General features: G+C 63.1%; 16 protein-coding genes. 6 read left to right on the forward strand and 10 right to left on the reverse strand.

Annotation, left to right across the window (positions count from 1 at the left end; translation table 11 throughout):
• Window positions 1–128: 128 nt before the first annotated feature.
• Window positions 129–1,412, reverse strand: a complete 1,284-nt coding sequence (locus NKJ84_RS27705) for an MFS transporter (protein WP_352509068.1) — start codon at window positions 1,410–1,412, stop codon at window positions 129–131.
• A gap of 82 nt (window positions 1,413–1,494) precedes the next feature.
• Between NKJ84_RS27705 and NKJ84_RS27710 the strand changes: the two genes are divergently transcribed.
• Together NKJ84_RS27710 and NKJ84_RS27715 are read left to right on the forward strand one after the other, a co-directional pair.
• Window positions 1,495–2,100 carry a TetR/AcrR family transcriptional regulator gene (locus tag NKJ84_RS27710; protein ID WP_352509069.1) on the forward strand — a complete coding sequence of 202 codons (606 nt, stop codon included), beginning with the start codon at window positions 1,495–1,497 and terminating at the stop codon, window positions 2,098–2,100.
• A gap of 97 nt (window positions 2,101–2,197) precedes the next feature.
• Complete coding sequence (locus NKJ84_RS27715; RefSeq protein ID WP_352509070.1) at window positions 2,198–2,788, forward strand: hypothetical protein; 591 nt, start codon at window positions 2,198–2,200, stop codon at window positions 2,786–2,788.
• Window positions 2,789–2,805: 17 nt separating this feature from the next.
• Here NKJ84_RS27715 and ppa read toward each other — a convergent pair whose 3' ends face one another.
• From ppa to NKJ84_RS27745, 6 genes are all read right to left on the reverse strand, one after another.
• Window positions 2,806–3,336 (reverse strand): inorganic diphosphatase, encoded by a 531-nt coding sequence (ppa, locus tag NKJ84_RS27720; RefSeq protein WP_023721304.1) that lies wholly within the window; start codon window positions 3,334–3,336, stop codon window positions 2,806–2,808.
• Between the two features lie 117 nt (window positions 3,337–3,453).
• Entirely contained in the window at window positions 3,454–3,960 is a 507-nt protein-coding gene (locus NKJ84_RS27725) for a GNAT family N-acetyltransferase (RefSeq protein WP_254817749.1), read from the reverse strand.
• Between the two features lie 117 nt (window positions 3,961–4,077).
• Window positions 4,078–4,716, reverse strand: coding sequence for a TPM domain-containing protein (locus NKJ84_RS27730; protein ID WP_352509071.1), 639 nt, complete (start codon window positions 4,714–4,716; stop codon window positions 4,078–4,080).
• Window positions 4,717–4,726: 10 nt separating this feature from the next.
• The gene (locus NKJ84_RS27735) at window positions 4,727–5,551 is read right to left on the reverse strand and encodes a TPM domain-containing protein (protein WP_502896210.1); all 825 of its coding nucleotides are present in this window, start codon (window positions 5,549–5,551) and stop codon (window positions 4,727–4,729) included.
• Window positions 5,552–5,621: 70 nt separating this feature from the next.
• Entirely contained in the window at window positions 5,622–6,431 is an 810-nt protein-coding gene (locus tag NKJ84_RS27740; RefSeq protein WP_352509073.1) for a TPM domain-containing protein, read from the reverse strand.
• Window positions 6,432–6,516: 85 nt separating this feature from the next.
• The gene (locus NKJ84_RS27745) at window positions 6,517–7,161 is read right to left on the reverse strand and encodes a LemA family protein (RefSeq protein ID WP_352509074.1); all 645 of its coding nucleotides are present in this window, start codon (window positions 7,159–7,161) and stop codon (window positions 6,517–6,519) included.
• Between the two features lie 162 nt (window positions 7,162–7,323).
• Here NKJ84_RS27745 and NKJ84_RS27750 point away from each other — a divergent pair, with 162 nt between their 5' ends.
• The 3 genes from NKJ84_RS27750 (at window position 7,324) to NKJ84_RS27760 (ending at window position 9,344) form a co-directional block, all read left to right on the forward strand.
• A complete protein-coding gene (locus NKJ84_RS27750; RefSeq protein WP_352509075.1) occupies window positions 7,324–7,575 on the forward strand; it encodes a hypothetical protein in 252 nt (83 codons plus the stop codon).
• A 9-nt stretch (window positions 7,576–7,584) separates the two neighbouring features.
• Complete coding sequence (gene pdxY, locus NKJ84_RS27755; RefSeq protein ID WP_352509076.1) at window positions 7,585–8,469, forward strand: pyridoxal kinase PdxY; 885 nt, start codon at window positions 7,585–7,587, stop codon at window positions 8,467–8,469.
• 107 nt (window positions 8,470–8,576) lie between these two features.
• Window positions 8,577–9,344: a DUF429 domain-containing protein gene (locus NKJ84_RS27760; protein WP_352509093.1), complete on the forward strand. Its 768-nt coding sequence runs from the start codon at window positions 8,577–8,579 to the stop codon at window positions 9,342–9,344.
• Window positions 9,345–9,355: 11 nt separating this feature from the next.
• Here NKJ84_RS27760 and NKJ84_RS27765 read toward each other — a convergent pair whose 3' ends face one another.
• The gene (locus NKJ84_RS27765; RefSeq protein ID WP_352509077.1) at window positions 9,356–10,558 is read right to left on the reverse strand and encodes an aromatic ring-hydroxylating oxygenase subunit alpha; all 1,203 of its coding nucleotides are present in this window, start codon (window positions 10,556–10,558) and stop codon (window positions 9,356–9,358) included.
• Window positions 10,559–10,971: 413 nt separating this feature from the next.
• On the opposite strand from NKJ84_RS27765, the gene NKJ84_RS27770 reads away from it, so the two are divergent.
• Window positions 10,972–11,376 carry a hypothetical protein gene (locus tag NKJ84_RS27770; protein ID WP_254817755.1) on the forward strand — a complete coding sequence of 135 codons (405 nt, stop codon included), beginning with the start codon at window positions 10,972–10,974 and terminating at the stop codon, window positions 11,374–11,376.
• Window positions 11,377–11,463: 87 nt separating this feature from the next.
• Here the strand turns inward: NKJ84_RS27770 and NKJ84_RS27775 are convergent, their stop codons facing one another.
• Both NKJ84_RS27775 and NKJ84_RS27780 read right to left on the reverse strand, forming a co-directional pair.
• Window positions 11,464–13,551, reverse strand: a complete 2,088-nt coding sequence (locus NKJ84_RS27775) for a PAS domain S-box protein (RefSeq protein ID WP_352509078.1) — start codon at window positions 13,549–13,551, stop codon at window positions 11,464–11,466.
• A 44-nt stretch (window positions 13,552–13,595) separates the two neighbouring features.
• Window positions 13,596–14,375, reverse strand: coding sequence for a response regulator (locus tag NKJ84_RS27780; protein WP_254817757.1), 780 nt, complete (start codon window positions 14,373–14,375; stop codon window positions 13,596–13,598).
• Between the last annotated feature and the right edge of the window lie 42 nt (window positions 14,376–14,417).

Below are 14,417 nucleotides of genomic sequence, written 5' to 3' on the forward strand. Positions count from 1 at the left end.
CGTGTCCTCGAATGGCATCCCGAACCCCCCAGCGCAAAGCGCGCCAAACTGTTCGCGATGTCCTCGCACACCTGTTCGCGATGTCCCCGGTCCAAACAGGGGGAAGATTAGCGCTCAGCCGTTGCAACTCAAGCCGCCTGCGGTTCCGGCTCGAAGGCCGGGCGGCTGGTGTTGATCAGCAGCGAGATGCAGGCGGCGGCTATTGCCGTCATACCGGCGATCAGGAAGGCAAGCTCGTAATTGCCTTGCAGCTCGCGCATGGTGCCGCCGAAGAAGGCCGCTGTCGCGGCGCCAACCTGATGGCCGGCGACGATCCAACCGAAGACGATCGGTCCGCTGCGGTCGCCGAACGCCTCGTTGGAAAGCCTCAGCGTCGGCGGCACCGTGGCGATCCAGTCCAGTCCGTAAAACACGGCGAAGATGATCAGGCTGGTTGCCGAAAAGCCGGAATAGGGCAGATAGATCAACGACAGGCCGCGGATGCCGTAATAGACGCCGAGCAGCTTGCGCGGATCGAAACGGTCGGTGAGCCAGCCCGATAGCGTCGTGCCGATCAGGTCGAAAATGCCCATCATCGACAGCAGGCCGGCGGCTTGCACTTCGCCTATGCCCATGTCGCCGCAAAAGGCGATCAGGTGCGTGCCGACCAGCCCGTTGGTGGTGAAGCCGCAGACGAAGAAAGTGGCGAACAGGTACCAGAACACACGTGTACCGGCGGCGCGGCGCAGCGTGCTCAGCGTATGCGAAAGGAAATTGCCTTGCGCGGCCGGCGGCGCCGGCGGCACGTCGTTGGCATCGGCGCCATAGCGGACCATGCCGATCGAGGCCGGGCGCTCCGGCACCAGCATATAGACCAGCGGCACCAGGCAGGCGGTGGCCACGGCAATGGCGATGGCGACCGGCTTCCAGCCGCCTGACTGGGCGAGCGAGGCGAGCAACGGCAGGAAGACCAGCAGCCCGGTGGCGCTGGACGCCGACATCAGTCCCATCACCAGGCCGCGATTGGTCTTGAACCAGCGGTTGACGATGGTTGCGCCGAGCACGGTGGCGACGGCGCCCGAGCTGACGCCGGAAAACACGCCCCAGGTGAGGAGCAGATGCCACGGCTTGGTCATCAACAGGCTGAGCGCGGTCGATCCCGACATCAAAAGCAGCGCGGCAAGCAAGGTGCGGCGCAGCCCGATCCGCTCCATCAGCGCCGCGGCAAACGGCCCGGTCAGGCCATAGAGGAAGATGCCAGTGGCAGCGGCCAGTGAGACGACGTCGCGCCGCCAGCCGAAACTGTTCTCCAGCGGCAGCATCATGACTGCCGGCGCCGAACGCAGGCCCGCTGCGATCAGCAGGCAAAGGAAGATGACGGCGACCACGACGAAAGCGTAGCGCTGGCCAAACGGGCGGGATTGAGCTATCATGTTACTGACCGGTACGTTGCAGGAGCGCGAAACATACGTACCGACCGGTAACATTGTCAACCAGCTAATCGGTACACCAGACATGAAAAGCATTGAACCAACGATCAAGGCGAATGACGCACCGCCGCCTCGCGCCGCCGAACGGATTCTCCAGGTGGCGCGCGACCTGTTTTACCGGCAAGGCATCAGGGCGATCGGCGTCGACGAGATCGTGCGGCGTGCCGGCGTCACCAAGCCCAGCCTCTACCGCAGCTTTCCGTCCAAGGATGAGTTGGCCGCATCCTATCTCCGGCACTATGACCTCGAATTTTGGGAGCGCTTCGACGAGGCGGTGAATGCCCATCCCGGCGATCCGCGCGCGCAGATCCTCGCCTTCCTGACGCGTGTCGGCAAGCGTACGCAAAGGCCCGATTATCGCGGCTGCGGCATGACCAATGCCGCGGTCGAATATCCCGAACATGGCCATCCAGCCCGCGTCGTGAGCGAAGCCAACAAGCGGGAATTGCGCCGGCGCCTGCGTGCCATGGCGGCAGAGATGGGCGCCGGCGACGCCGACACGCTAGGCGACGGGCTGCTGCTCCTGATCGAGGGCGCCTATATCAGCGGCCAGCTGTTCGGTGTCGGCGGGCCGGCGCAGTCGGTCGCCCGCAACGCCGACCTTCTGATCGAGGCAAGCTTGAAGAAATAGCGTTCCGTTTACCAGATCACTGTGAGCAGCCTGAGTTCGTCTAGGCTGCTGCTAGATTTGACGGTACGCTGCGGCAGCCCGAACGGAGTTGTCCGCCATGCGCGCTCTTTTGATCCCGCTTGCCTTCGCCGGCTTCTGCAACGCCGCCCGGGCTGGCGACATATCCAGCGTCTATACCGATCTCGTCTGGGAGAAGGACTGCGTGACTTATGCCCAGGCGGAGGAAGGCGACGGCGACTGGGCCGACCTCGCCTGTTCGGGTTATGGCGGCTACCCGGTGATGGTTTCCTACGACGACGCGCGGGAATCGCTGTTCTACGGCTTTCCACCCGGCGATATGACCACGGTCTGGGAAAGCTTTTCCGGCCTCAACTCGGCTGGACCTAAAGTCGAGTGGCGGATCGAAACCAACGGCAAAACTACCATTCCGTTCGCCGTCATTCATCGTCGCTCGATCAGCGATACCGAGGGCGAGAACAAGTCGACGGAAGTGTTGATCGTCGCCAAGGTTGCCCAGCCTGACGCCCACGAAGGCTGCACGATCGGCCTTGTGCTCGCCACCGGCAATCCCGCCGCCAACGATCAGGCGCGCAAGCTTGCCGACGAGAAGGCACGCACCTTCGCCTGCGGCAAGGACAAGCGCGTAGTGATCGGCGACGCGCCCGCTTTCGGCCGCGTCGACAACTGATTATTTGCGCCCGATAATTATTTGCGCTTGGCCCGCTCGATTGCCTCGACGATCATCTTCTTGGCATAGGCCGCATCGTACCAGCCTTCGATCTTAACCCATTTGCCGGGTTCGAGATCCTTGTAGTGCTCGAAGAAATGCTGCACTTGCTGGCGGGTAATGTCAGGCAATTGCGTGTATTCGTGGACGTCCTCGTAGCGTAAGGTCAGCTTGGGCGAAGGCACCGCGATGACCTTCTCGTCCTGGCCGGCATTGTCCTCCATCACCAGCACGCCGATCGGCCGCACATTGATGACGCAGCCTGGCACCAGCGCGCGCGTGTTGCAGACCAGCACGTCGATCGGGTCGCCGTCGCCCGATAGCGTGTGTGGTACGAAACCGTAATTGCCGGGATAGCGCATCGAAGTGTGAAGGAAGCGGTCGACGAACAGCGTGCCGGCCTCTTTGTCCATCTCGTATTTGATCGGCTCGCCGCCGATCGGCACCTCGATAATGACGTTGACGTCCTCGGGCGGGTTCTTTCCGCTGGCAATCGCTTCGATCCGCATCGCTTTATCCCTCTCTCGATTGAAGATCGATAGCGGCCGATGGCGAATGGTGCAATGCGGCGAATGGTACTGGGGGGGATCGTCCGAACCGAAACCGGCCGGATCATGCGCTGGCCGTCATTCCCAGACGAAAGCGACCTTCTTCAGCGCCTTCTGCTCGAAGATCTCGACGCCCTCGGCCACATCGCGGCCGCCGGCGCCGGCATAGAAGGCAAGTGCGTTCTGATTGTCTTCCAGCGCCCAAACCACCATGCCTTTCAGGCCATGGTCGGCCAGCCGTGCCCGTGCGGCTGCGAACAGCCGGCTGCCGAGCCCGATGCCTTGATACTCCGGCCGCAAGTAAAGCTCGTAGATCTCGCCCTGCTGCCTGAGCTCACGTGCTCGGTTCTTGCCGATCGTCGCGTATCCGGCAATTTTGCCGCCGATTTCGACGACCAAGACGGTGGCGGCCCGGCGAATGGCATTTGCCCACCAATCGGCACCGCGGCGGTTGATCATCGATGTCAGTGTACGGTGCGGGATGATGCCCGAATAGGCGCCGCGCCAGGCCTCGAGATGCACGTCGGCAATGGCGGCTGCATCGCGTGGTTCGGCTTTCCTGATGTCGATGCTCAGCGTATTCATGATTGGTTAACCATAAACCCGCCGCGCCCGATTGCAAGAGTCCGGTCGGCCGCCGCGATGCTTTCACACAGCCGAACAGTGCGTCCTTGAGACGCTGGAAAACCGCTTTTAGCGAGATCAAATCTCGACCAGATGGTCGTCCAGTTCGTTGCTGTCGCCGGTCGAGACCGGAAAATGCTCGGCCAGTACCGCACCGACCGCTTCGATCGCCTTGACGAACCCGTCGGCAAGCCGATCGTCGCCGGCATGCGCCGTAAGGTCGCGGACGACACCGTCCCAGACATGCTGGCCGACACGAGAATCGATGCCGCTGTCGGCGACCACCTCGGCATAGCGCTCGGCGATCGAGACGAACACCAGCACGCCCGTGCGCGCCGTGGTGCGGTGGACGTTGCGGGCGAGAAACTGCTTCATCGCATTGGCGTGGGCGGCTTGGTAGCGCAGACGCCTCGGCACCAAATGGATGCGCAATGCGGGCAATGCCCACAACAGAATGAGCACACTGGCAAGCGCCAGCAGCTCGGCGATGACGAAATGCGGCAAGCGGATCGACAGCCACCAGGCTTCCAGCCCGTAACCGACGGCGAGGCTGACGATGAGCATGCCTAGCATCGCCATGAAAGCGGCCGGGAAAAAATAGCCGTCGCTGGCATGCGCCACGACGCAGTAGATCTCGCCGTCGGTCTTTGCTTCGGCAGCGCGGATCGCATCGGCGATCCGCTCATGATCTTCGGGGCTGATCGGTCGTGTTGCCATGATTGATGTCTCACCAGCTTCCTGAAGAACCGCCGCCGCCGGACGAACCGCCGCCACCTGAAAACCCACCACCCGAACTTCCGGACGACCAACCGCTGCCGGAACTTCCAGACGACCAGCCACTGCCGGACGAGGTCCCCGACGTCCAGCCAGCGCCACCGGAGGATGACGAAGCTGGCCCACGGCCGTAGCGGAACGTCATGCCCAGCCACTTGTACACGCCCGGCGACAGCTTCGTGCCGAAGATCGGCGGCAGGAATGCCATTGCCAGGCCGCCGAAGAACATCGTCGCCCACAGGACGATGAACAGAACGAAGATGGGATCGACAGGATTGTCATTCGCCGGATTGCGCTTGCCGCGCGCTTCCAGCTCTTCGGGATTGCCTTCCAGCACCATGATCATGTCATTGACGGCCTTGCTGATGCCGCCAGAGAAATCGCCGGCACGGAAGGCCGGCACCATGTCGTTTTCGATGATCAGCTTGGTGTGCAGGTCGGTCAGCGTGCCTTCCAGCCCATAGCCGACCTCGATGCGCATCTTGCGGTCGTTCGGCGCCACCAGAAGCAGGACGCCGTTGTTCTCCTTCGCCTGGCCCAGTTTCCAGGCGCGGAACAGCCGGTTGGCGTAAGGCTCGATCTCCTCGCCGTCGAGGCTGGGGATGGTCGCGACGACGATCTGGTCCGAACCTTTGGTCTCGAAATCGGCAAGCTTCTGCGTCAGCGCCGCCTCGGTTGCGGCATCGATGATGCCGGCATTGTCGACGACTCGTCCGGTCAGCGCCGGCAATTCGGCGGCAATGGCCGCGAAGCCGACCAGCAGCACCGCCATGCCCATAAGCGCGGTGCCGATCGTTTTGATGAAACGGCCGAATTCCACCGGGCTGATGGCGTGTCTTGTCATCTCGTCACCAACTTCCCGAGGAGCCGCCGCCACCGGACGAACCGCCGCCGCCGGAAAACCCGCCACCGCTTGAACCCGACGACCATCCCCCGCCGGAACCTCCCGACCAGCCGCCGGATGACCGCCGGTTTGGCTCGAAGGTCATGCCCAGCCAGCGATAGCGGCCGGGACCGATCTTCTGGCCGAAGATCGGCGGCAGGATGGAGGCTGCGAGGCCACCGAAAAAGATGATTGCCCAGATGGCTATGAAGATCGTGAAGAACAGATCGTCGCTGTTGAACGGCGCCTGCTGGTTGCGTTTACCGCGCGCTTCCAGCTCTTCGGGATTGCCCTCCAGCACCATGATCATGTCGTCGACGGCCTTGCTGATGCCGCCAGAGAAATCGCCGGCACGGAAGGCCGGCACCATGTCGTTTTCGATGATCAGCTTGGTGTGCAGGTCGGTCAGCGTGCCTTCCAGCCCATAGCCGACCTCGATGCGCATCTTGCGGTCGTTCGGCGCCACCAGAAGCAGGACGCCGTTGTTCTCCTTCGCCTGGCCGAGTTTCCAGGCGCGGAACAGCCGGTTGGCGTAAGGCTCGATCTCCTCACCGTCGAGGCTGGGGATGGTCGCGACCACGATCTGGTCCGAACCCTTGGTCTCGAAATCGGCAAGCTTCTGCGTCAGCGCCGCCTCGGTTGCGGCATCGATGATGCCGGCATTGTCGACGACCCGTCCGGTCAGCGCCGGCAATTCGGCGGCGAGAACGATGAGAGGGAGCAGGAGAAAGGTTAGAACGAAGCCAAGAAAAATCAGGGCGGCGTTTCTTCCCACCCCCCGCTGTGGGGAGATGTCCGGCAGGACAGAGGGGGGCGCGAAGGAATACAAGGCCAACAGGCCCAGGCTCAACAGGCGCCGTTCACCCGCCTTGCGTGGTGTTGGTGCCGAAATCGACCTTCGGCGGCTGCATCTTATCCTCCTCGATGGTGAAATTCGCAAACGGCTGGTTGCCGCGAAACCACAAGGTCGCCCAGATCACCGACGGGAAGGTCCTCAGCGTCAGATTGTACTCTCTCACTGCCTGGATATAGTCGCGGCGAGCGACCGTGATGCGGTTCTCGGTGCCTTCGAGTTGTGCTTGCAGCGCCAGAAAGTTCTGGTTGGCCTTGAGATCGGGGTAGTTCTCCACCACCGCCAGCAGGCGCGACAGCGCGCTGGTCAAGCCGGCCTGGCTGTCCTGGAATTTCTTGAAGGCTTCCGGATTGTTCAGCGTTTCCGGCGTCACGGTCACCTGCGTCGCCTTGGCGCGCGCTTCGACCACGGCGTCGAGCGTATCCTTCTCGTGCGCGGCGTATCCCTTGACCGTGTTGACAAGATTGGGGATGAGATCGGCGCGGCGCTGGTATTGATTTAACACCTCGCTCCATGCTGCCTTGGCGTTTTCCTCAGCTGTCGGGATGGTGTTGTAGCCGCAGCCCGCAAGCAGCGGCAGCATGACGGCCATGACCAGGAACGCAGCTAAATTACGGAAGATTGGCGGTGAACAAAGGCGCTGGGCAAGCATGATAAGGTCCCCTCGATAGCATTGGCAGGCGAAGCATTAGCACAATCCTTGCGTAAGAAAATGACTTCGGCCGAGAAGTGTTACTGGTTTCTGCCATTCACCGTCAGGCCCTGTGACAGACAAGGCGAACGGGTTAAGCTCGGCATGAAACGGGGTATCACCATGGCGAAACGCCACGGCAGCGACGCGGAATCGCGCCGCATCATGGAGCGGGTGGCGCGCGAGACCGACCCGGGCGGCACCTCGTTCCTCGCGCGAACAGCCAGAGGTGCGCGCGACCGCGTCACCGCGGCCGATGCCGACCGGTCGGATCCGATCGAATATTGGGGCACCCGCATCGGTCGGGCAGCGGGCTTGCTTATTGCCATCGGCCTGTTGATCTGGCTCGTGCTTTTCGTCACCAGGGGCAGTTAGGAAAAATCAATGAGTGCCGAAAAAACCGACGCGCCGCGCGCGGTCATCGTCGTCTCCAGCCATGTCGCACGTGGCTCGGTCGGCAACCGTGCCGCCGTCTTTGCGCTGGAGACGCTCGGCTTTCCGGTTTGGGCGGTGCCGACCGTCATCCTGCCCTGGCATCCGGGCCATGGCCGGGCCACCCGCATCGTGCCGCCGATGGACCAGTTCAAGGCGCTGATGACCGACCTCGAGCGCGCGCCGTGGCTGGGCGAGGTCGGCGCCGTGCTGTCCGGCTATCTCGGCGAGGCTGGCCAGGCCGACGCCGTTGCTTCGCTGGTCGGCGCGGTCAAGGCGAAGACACCGGAAGCCCTCTATATCTGCGACCCGGTGATGGGCGATTCGGGCGGCCTCTACGTACCTGAGCCGACCGCTATCGCCATGCGCGACCGGCTGATGCCGATCGCCGATATCGCCACGCCCAACCGCTATGAGCTGGAATGGATGGCCGGAGCGCCGCTGCCAGACCTGAAATCGGCAATGGCTGCGGCCCTGCAAGCCGGCCCACCGGCCATGCTGGTCACATCGGCGCCGGCGATGATGGCCGGCGGCACCGGCAATTTGCTGCTCACAGGCAGGGAGGCGCTGCTTGCCGAACACCGGCTCATCGAAAAGCCGCCGAATGGGCTCGGCGACCTGACGGCTGCCGTCTACCTGGCGCGGATCCTGTCCGGCCAGCCGGCCGCCAAGGCTCTGCAATCGACCACCGCGGCGGTCTACGAGATCCTGGCGCGCACCGCCAAGCGCGGCGGCGACGAGTTGCAGCTCGAGACCGATGCCCAGACCCTGTCGCACCCAATGGCGATGGTGCAGCTTCGCCATCTCCTGCATCCGGAACGGGACCGCCGGGCGTGACGCAGGCCGAAAACGCCGTGCCGCAGGACGATGCGCTCGAGGATGTTGCGCCCGACCATGTTGCGCCCGAGAACGTTGCGCCCGAGGACGTTGTGCCCGAGGACGTTGTGCCCGAGGACGTTGTGCTTGTCGGCGTCGACGGTTGCAAGGCTGGTTGGATAGCCGTCCGCCGCGATCCCGGTGCGGCACCGTCTACAGCCGTTTTCTCAAGCTTCGCGGCGTTGCTCGACCGACTGCCCGTCAAGGCGATCGTGGCGGTCGACATGCCGATCGGCCTGCCCGATTTCTCGCAAAGAGGCGGTCGCGGCCCGGAGGCGCTGGTGCGGCCGCTGCTCGGGGCCCGGCAGTCCAGTGTCTTTGCCATCCCCTCCCGCGCCGCGCTCTACGCCGAGATCGAAGCCTTCACCACGGTCGATGCCTGGTACGCCGCACATCGCAAGGCAAGCGAGGTGGCCAGGACGACATCCGATCCGCCGCGCGGCGTCTCGATCCAGGCCTTCGGCATCTTCGCCAAGATCCGCGAGATCGATTCGCTGCTGATCGCGCGGCCCGAACTGCGCAGCCGCGTCTTCGAATCGCATCCGGAAGTGGCGTTCTGCAAACTGAACGGCGACCGCGCTATGCGCCTGCCCAAGAAAATCAGGGGCAACATCAATCCGGCCGGCATGGCCGAACGCCAGGCGCTGCTTGCCCAGCATGGTTATAGCCAGGATTTTCTCGACCAGACGCCGCCGCGCGGCGCGGCTGCCGACGATTTCCTCGACGCCGCGGCAATGATGGTGGTTGCCGGACGCATCGTCAGAGGCGAGGCAATGCCGTTTCCGGATCCGCCGCTCGCCGATCGTTTAGGCATTCCGGTCGCCATTTGGGCCTGAGGACCAGGGCGTCAGGAGCGTGATCTGAGCGCCTCGTTGAGTGCCCACATATCCTTCTCCTCGGGCGCGGTCTCCAATCCGAGCACGGGAATTTGCTTACGCAAATGGTCGTGGTGGGTGCGCACGCCATATTCGAGATCGGAGAGGTAAAAACCTCCGAAGGCTTCGGACAGCATGGATTCGTTGGACCATATCGAAAGCTGCACGTCCTCGGCCAGCGTGTCGCGATCGATGCGGTGGGATAGGTAGCGCGCAGCCGCCTGTTGCCTGGTCTCGTCGCGATAGCGGTAGATGGCGCCGCGCAGCAGCGTCTCACCCGTCGACAGCGGGAATTCCTGATAGAACTGCACCGATTCCGGCATGATCGACAGCACGTTGTTCGGGAAGATGCCGTAGTAGATCCAGGCCTTGCGCAGGTGCTCCGGCAGGTGCTTCGCCTCGGGTGCGAGCTTGATATATTGCGCGACGCTCCAGCGCCGTCCGGCATGCGGATTGTAAGTGGCGAACGAGCGCGACACGCCGTTGACGAACGGCTCGTCGAAATAGGTTGCACCGTAAAGATCCTGCAGCGCCGGATGTGCCATGGCGACGTGGTAGCCTTCATTGTCGACGTCGCGCACCGACTTCCAGTTGACCGGCGTGTTTTGGGTCCAGATGCCCCGGGACGGCACCATCTCGACCACGCCGTAATGAGCAATCTCGGCTTCGATCGGCTTCAACAGCTCGGCCACGGATGGCTGCGGCCCACCCTTGCGGAAGCGGATGAAGATGAAGCCCATCCAGATTTCGAGCTCGAGCGGCATCAGGCCGAATTCGGTCTTGTTGAGGTCGGGGAAGGAACGCGGGCGGGCAGCACCGCGCAGTGTGCCGTCGAGATTGTAGACCCAGCCATGGAAAGGGCAGACCAGCGCGTTCTTGCAAGTGCCCTGGCTGTCGGCGACAACGCGACTGCCGCGGTGGCGGCACATATTGTTGAAGGCGCGTACAACGCCATCCTTGCCGCGCACGATCAGCGCCCGCTCGCCGACCACATCCATCGTCATATAGTCGCCGGCGTTCGGCACGTCGCAGACATGGCCGGCGATCTGCCAATGATTGCGGAAGACGTGCTCTTTCTCGAGTTCGAGCAAGGCGTCGGAATGATAGCTCCAGCCCGGCAGCCCCCGCCGATCCCAATCGTTGGGAATTGCCACGTCACGCAGATGGGGGTTCATAAAGGCTCTTTATTTATTGAATGCTCGTTCAATAAAAGCATATTTCCCGTTGAAATGCAATGGCTTGCGAAAATGGGGCGAATTTTTGACGGGAAATCGAGCGGGATTTGAGAGCCGAGTCCGAACGATCGAAGCCAGGAAAATCCCGGGAATTCCGGACGTTAATCCCCTTACACTTGTTGAACCCCGACGCTCCGTGAGCCTGGAAAGGCGACGTGGATCTGGTGCCGTGGGTAGCTGAAAACGAGAATGCCACCGGTGCTGCCAGCTACGCCTGATCGGTTTGCCCAGGAATGGCCGCGGGCTTGGTTTCATGCCGGTTACACAATCGTTAATCCATCATCGTTGGCCGGTTACAAGGTGCGATTAGGTTCGTTTCAACAGAGAAAAGAAGAAGACCGAAGGAAACGACGATGCGTACGAAAATCCAGGTCACCAATACCGACCTTCGCCAGCAGGGTCCCCAACGTAACGACCGGCGCCCGAAGCTGGCGCTGCGCCAGCGCGCCAGTGATCATCCAATGGCGATGTTCATGCTGCTGGCGTCCGCCGCATTTGCCGGCATGGCGTTGACGCCGACCGTCGGTCCGGCCTTCGCCTCACTGAACCCGCCGGCCAACCTCATCGATGGCGCGACGACCACCACCAAGACGGCGCGCCTGCCGATTTCGGAGATCGATTTCGCCTGCAAGGGGCAGGCCTGGGGCGCCGAGAGCCTGGACTGCCTGCGCGTCATCGCCGCCCAGTCGGGCAAGGCACGGCCGGTCCGCATGATCGCCAACGCCGCCCCGCTGGCCGATACGCCGAACGTTTTTTGATTTTTGCGAGCGCCCTCCAGCACTCCAGTCAGGCTCCCGCCGCAATGTCGGCCGGGAGCCTTTTTCTTCCGGGAGAGATGGCGGAGTCTAGCCGCCCAGAGCGGCCTGCTCGGCAATGGCCGAGAGCACGCCGCGCACATCCAGCGTGCTGAACGGTTTTTCGAGGATTGGCGGCCGTTGCGGCGCCGGCAGCGCCTCGATCTCGCCTTTCGCGCCGATCAGATCGCCGGTGACAAGCACGAAGCGCCGCGCCAGACCCGGCAATTCGCCGAGTAGCTCGCGATAGGCGGCTATGCCGCTGGTGCCGGGCATGCGCAAATCGGAAAACACGATGTCCGGCGGGACATGGCCACTCAGCGTCGCGGCGGCCGAGACCCAGGCCGGCACGATCCGCGACTTGATACCCATCAACTCCAGAATGTCGGACAGCGACGCGGCGACATCCGGCTCATCGTCTATGATCAGCGCGTGACGCAAGCCGCTCGACCGCGACGGAGCTTCGCCGGCGGCGGCCGCGCCGGCCGCGATCGCCGGCAGCTGCACGACAAAACGCACACCTCTCGGCGAAACCTCCTCGAACCAGATATTGCCATTGTGCCGCTCGATGATCGATTTCGAGATTGACAGACCGATGCCGGTACCGACACCGACCGGCTTGGTGGTGAAATAGGATTCGAATATGCGTGAACGTATCGCTTCCGGCACGCCTGGTCCGTTGTCCTCGACCGAGAATCCGGGATTGCCGCGGTCGCTGCGAAACGTCCGGACCTTGATCCGGCGGTCGCCGGCAACGCCGGCCAAGGCATGCTGGCTGTTGATGAGGAAGTTGGCGGCTACCTGCGTCACGTGGTCGGCATCTGCCATGGCCAGCAGCGGGCCGCTGGCGAAATCGGTGTCGATGATGATGCCGCTCGACCGTGCGCCATAGGCGGTCACTTCGAGTGCGGCGCGGATCACCTGGTTGAGGTCGGTTTCTGCCTGTGCAGCCGGGTGCAGGCGGACCATCGACAGGAAGCTCTTGACGATACGGCCGCAGCGCTCGGCAGCGGCGCGCACCTTTTCGGCGCGCACCTTGGTCTGCGGATCGGCGGCGAATTCGTGCAGCAGCGTCGACTGGGCGACAACCACGGCCAGCGGATTGTTGAGCTCGTGCGAAACGCCGGCGAGCAGCGACCCCATTGCCGCCATCTTCTCGTTCTGGTGCAGTTTTTCGCGCTGGCGGTTGATTTCCTCCTCAGCCCGCAACTTGTCGCGCAGGTCGCGGATCGAGCCGAAGATCAGCTGGCGATCGGCGACCCGCATCTCGGTTGCCGTCAGCTCGATCGGAAAAACCTCGCCGGCGGCATTCTGGGTGACCGTTTCGAGCCGTTGGCCGACCATGGGCGCGCCGCGGCCCGACATGTATTCGGCGCCCGACGCATAGCCCTTGCGATAATATTCCGGCACGACCGTGTCGAGCAGGTCCTTGCCGAGGATATCGCTGCGCCGATAGCCGAACATCTTCTCGGCGGCCGGATTGAATTCGATGATCGAGCCGGTCTCGTCGATGACGATGATAGCGTCGAGCGAGGCCTGCAGCATGGTGCGGCGAATGACGTCGCTGGCATGCGCGTCGGAGGGCGACCGTTCGATGGCATCGCCGATGGCGAGTGCCACCATGTGCAGCGCCGCCTCTTCCTGGTCGGTCCATTCGCGTTCGTGGATGCAGTCGTTGACCGCCAGCGTGCCCCACAAATTGCCGTGCGAAAAGACCGACACCGACAGGAACGACTTGATGTTCTGCTTTTCGAAATCGGTCCGCAGAAAGCCTTCGAGATCGCGTGTGTGCCCGGCGAAAATCTTGCCTTGACGCTCGTCCTCCGCCAGCCGTTCCAGCAATGGGTCCGAATCGACGACCGACTGCATGATGACGGTCGGTGACGCCAGCTCGCCGCCAAACCGGGGGGCGATCCAATAAGCGGCGACCGACTGGGCGAAGCCCTGGCCGGGCAGTTCGCGCAGGCGAAACAGGATGCCGCGGTGACAATCCATGGCTTCGCAAAGCGTTTGGAGGATACCCTCCATCTCGCGCTGCCAGTCACCGGCTTCGCGCAGCCGGCGAACCACATGCACGGCCACCATCGCCGCGCCCTGCCTGGCGCCCTGCACGTCCACGCGTGTTGTATCAGCCGTCATGATCAGCCGTCATTTCCTGGCCGCGGCTTCCTCAAGCCGCCGCCTTAGTTATTTTCACCGACTGGCAGCGAGAAGATATAGCCTTCGCCGCGCACCGTGCGCAGGAATTTCGGATTGGCCGGATCCGCCTCGATCTTCTTTCTCAGCCGCATGATGCGGATGTCGACGGCGCGGGACGATTCCGGATCCTCGACGAAACCGATCGCCTCGGAGATCGCCGCCCGCGTCAACAGCCGGTTGGCGCGCGTCAGGAACACCTCCAGCACGTCGAACTCGCTCTTGGCCATGTCAATGACCGCGCCGTTGGCGCCGGTGACGAGCCTGCCGTCGAGATCGGCGTGAAAGGGTCCGAAGCTCACGGACCGGCGGCCGCCGGATGTTTCAGCCTTGGCCTTTTGTGGCTCGGTCGGCTCCGGAACGCGACGCAGCACGCTGCGCACCCTGGCCAGCACTTCGCGCAATTCGTAAGGCTTTACGATGTAGTCGTCAGCGCCGAGCTCCAGTCCGACGATGCGGTCGAGCGCAGTGCCGGCGGCCGTCGCATAGATGATGCCGATCGGCATTTTCGACCGCATCCAGCGCCCGAGCGACAGGCCGTCCTCGCCCGGCATGGCGATGTCGAGAATGGCCAGATGGAAGGACTGCACTTCCAAGAGGTCGCGCGCCGCCGCCGCACTTTCGGCCGTGGCCACATCATAGCCGCTGGCGCCCAGATACTCGGCGACCGCGTCCCTCAGGTCGGGCTCGTCCTCGACAATGACAATTCGTGCACGCACGATGCTTTCGCTCCCGCTTTCAGTGGAAAGTAGATTGGGTATAAACATGATGTCCAGCACTCTTCTTGGGTTGCCGTATGCGGGGTAGAA

The organism is Mesorhizobium sp. M0048, assembly GCF_040323405.1.
Taxonomy (GTDB): Bacteria; Pseudomonadota; Alphaproteobacteria; order Rhizobiales; family Rhizobiaceae; genus Mesorhizobium.

Coding starts and splice junctions, on each gene's coding strand:
- NKJ84_RS27705 (WP_352509068.1), bottom strand. CDS start 1,412: ATGATAGCTCAATCCCGCCCGTTTGGCCAGCGCTACGCTTTCGTCGTG.
- NKJ84_RS27710 (WP_352509069.1), top strand. CDS start 1,495: ATGAAAAGCATTGAACCAACGATCAAGGCGAATGACGCACCGCCGCCT.
- NKJ84_RS27715 (WP_352509070.1), top strand. CDS start 2,198: ATGCGCGCTCTTTTGATCCCGCTTGCCTTCGCCGGCTTCTGCAACGCC.
- ppa (WP_023721304.1), bottom strand. CDS start 3,336: ATGCGGATCGAAGCGATTGCCAGCGGAAAGAACCCGCCCGAGGACGTC.
- NKJ84_RS27725 (WP_254817749.1), bottom strand. CDS start 3,960: ATGAATACGCTGAGCATCGACATCAGGAAAGCCGAACCACGCGATGCA.
- NKJ84_RS27730 (WP_352509071.1), bottom strand. CDS start 4,716: ATGGCAACACGACCGATCAGCCCCGAAGATCATGAGCGGATCGCCGAT.
- NKJ84_RS27735 (WP_502896210.1), bottom strand. CDS start 5,551: ATGGGCATGGCGGTGCTGCTGGTCGGCTTCGCGGCCATTGCCGCCGAA.
- NKJ84_RS27745 (WP_352509074.1), bottom strand. CDS start 7,161: ATGCTTGCCCAGCGCCTTTGTTCACCGCCAATCTTCCGTAATTTAGCT.
- NKJ84_RS27750 (WP_352509075.1), top strand. CDS start 7,324: ATGGCGAAACGCCACGGCAGCGACGCGGAATCGCGCCGCATCATGGAG.
- pdxY (WP_352509076.1), top strand. CDS start 7,585: ATGAGTGCCGAAAAAACCGACGCGCCGCGCGCGGTCATCGTCGTCTCC.
- NKJ84_RS27765 (WP_352509077.1), bottom strand. CDS start 10,558: ATGAACCCCCATCTGCGTGACGTGGCAATTCCCAACGATTGGGATCGG.
- NKJ84_RS27770 (WP_254817755.1), top strand. CDS start 10,972: ATGCGTACGAAAATCCAGGTCACCAATACCGACCTTCGCCAGCAGGGT.
- NKJ84_RS27775 (WP_352509078.1), bottom strand. CDS start 13,551: ATGACGGCTGATACAACACGCGTGGACGTGCAGGGCGCCAGGCAGGGC.
- NKJ84_RS27780 (WP_254817757.1), bottom strand. CDS start 14,375: ATGTTTATACCCAATCTACTTTCCACTGAAAGCGGGAGCGAAAGCATC.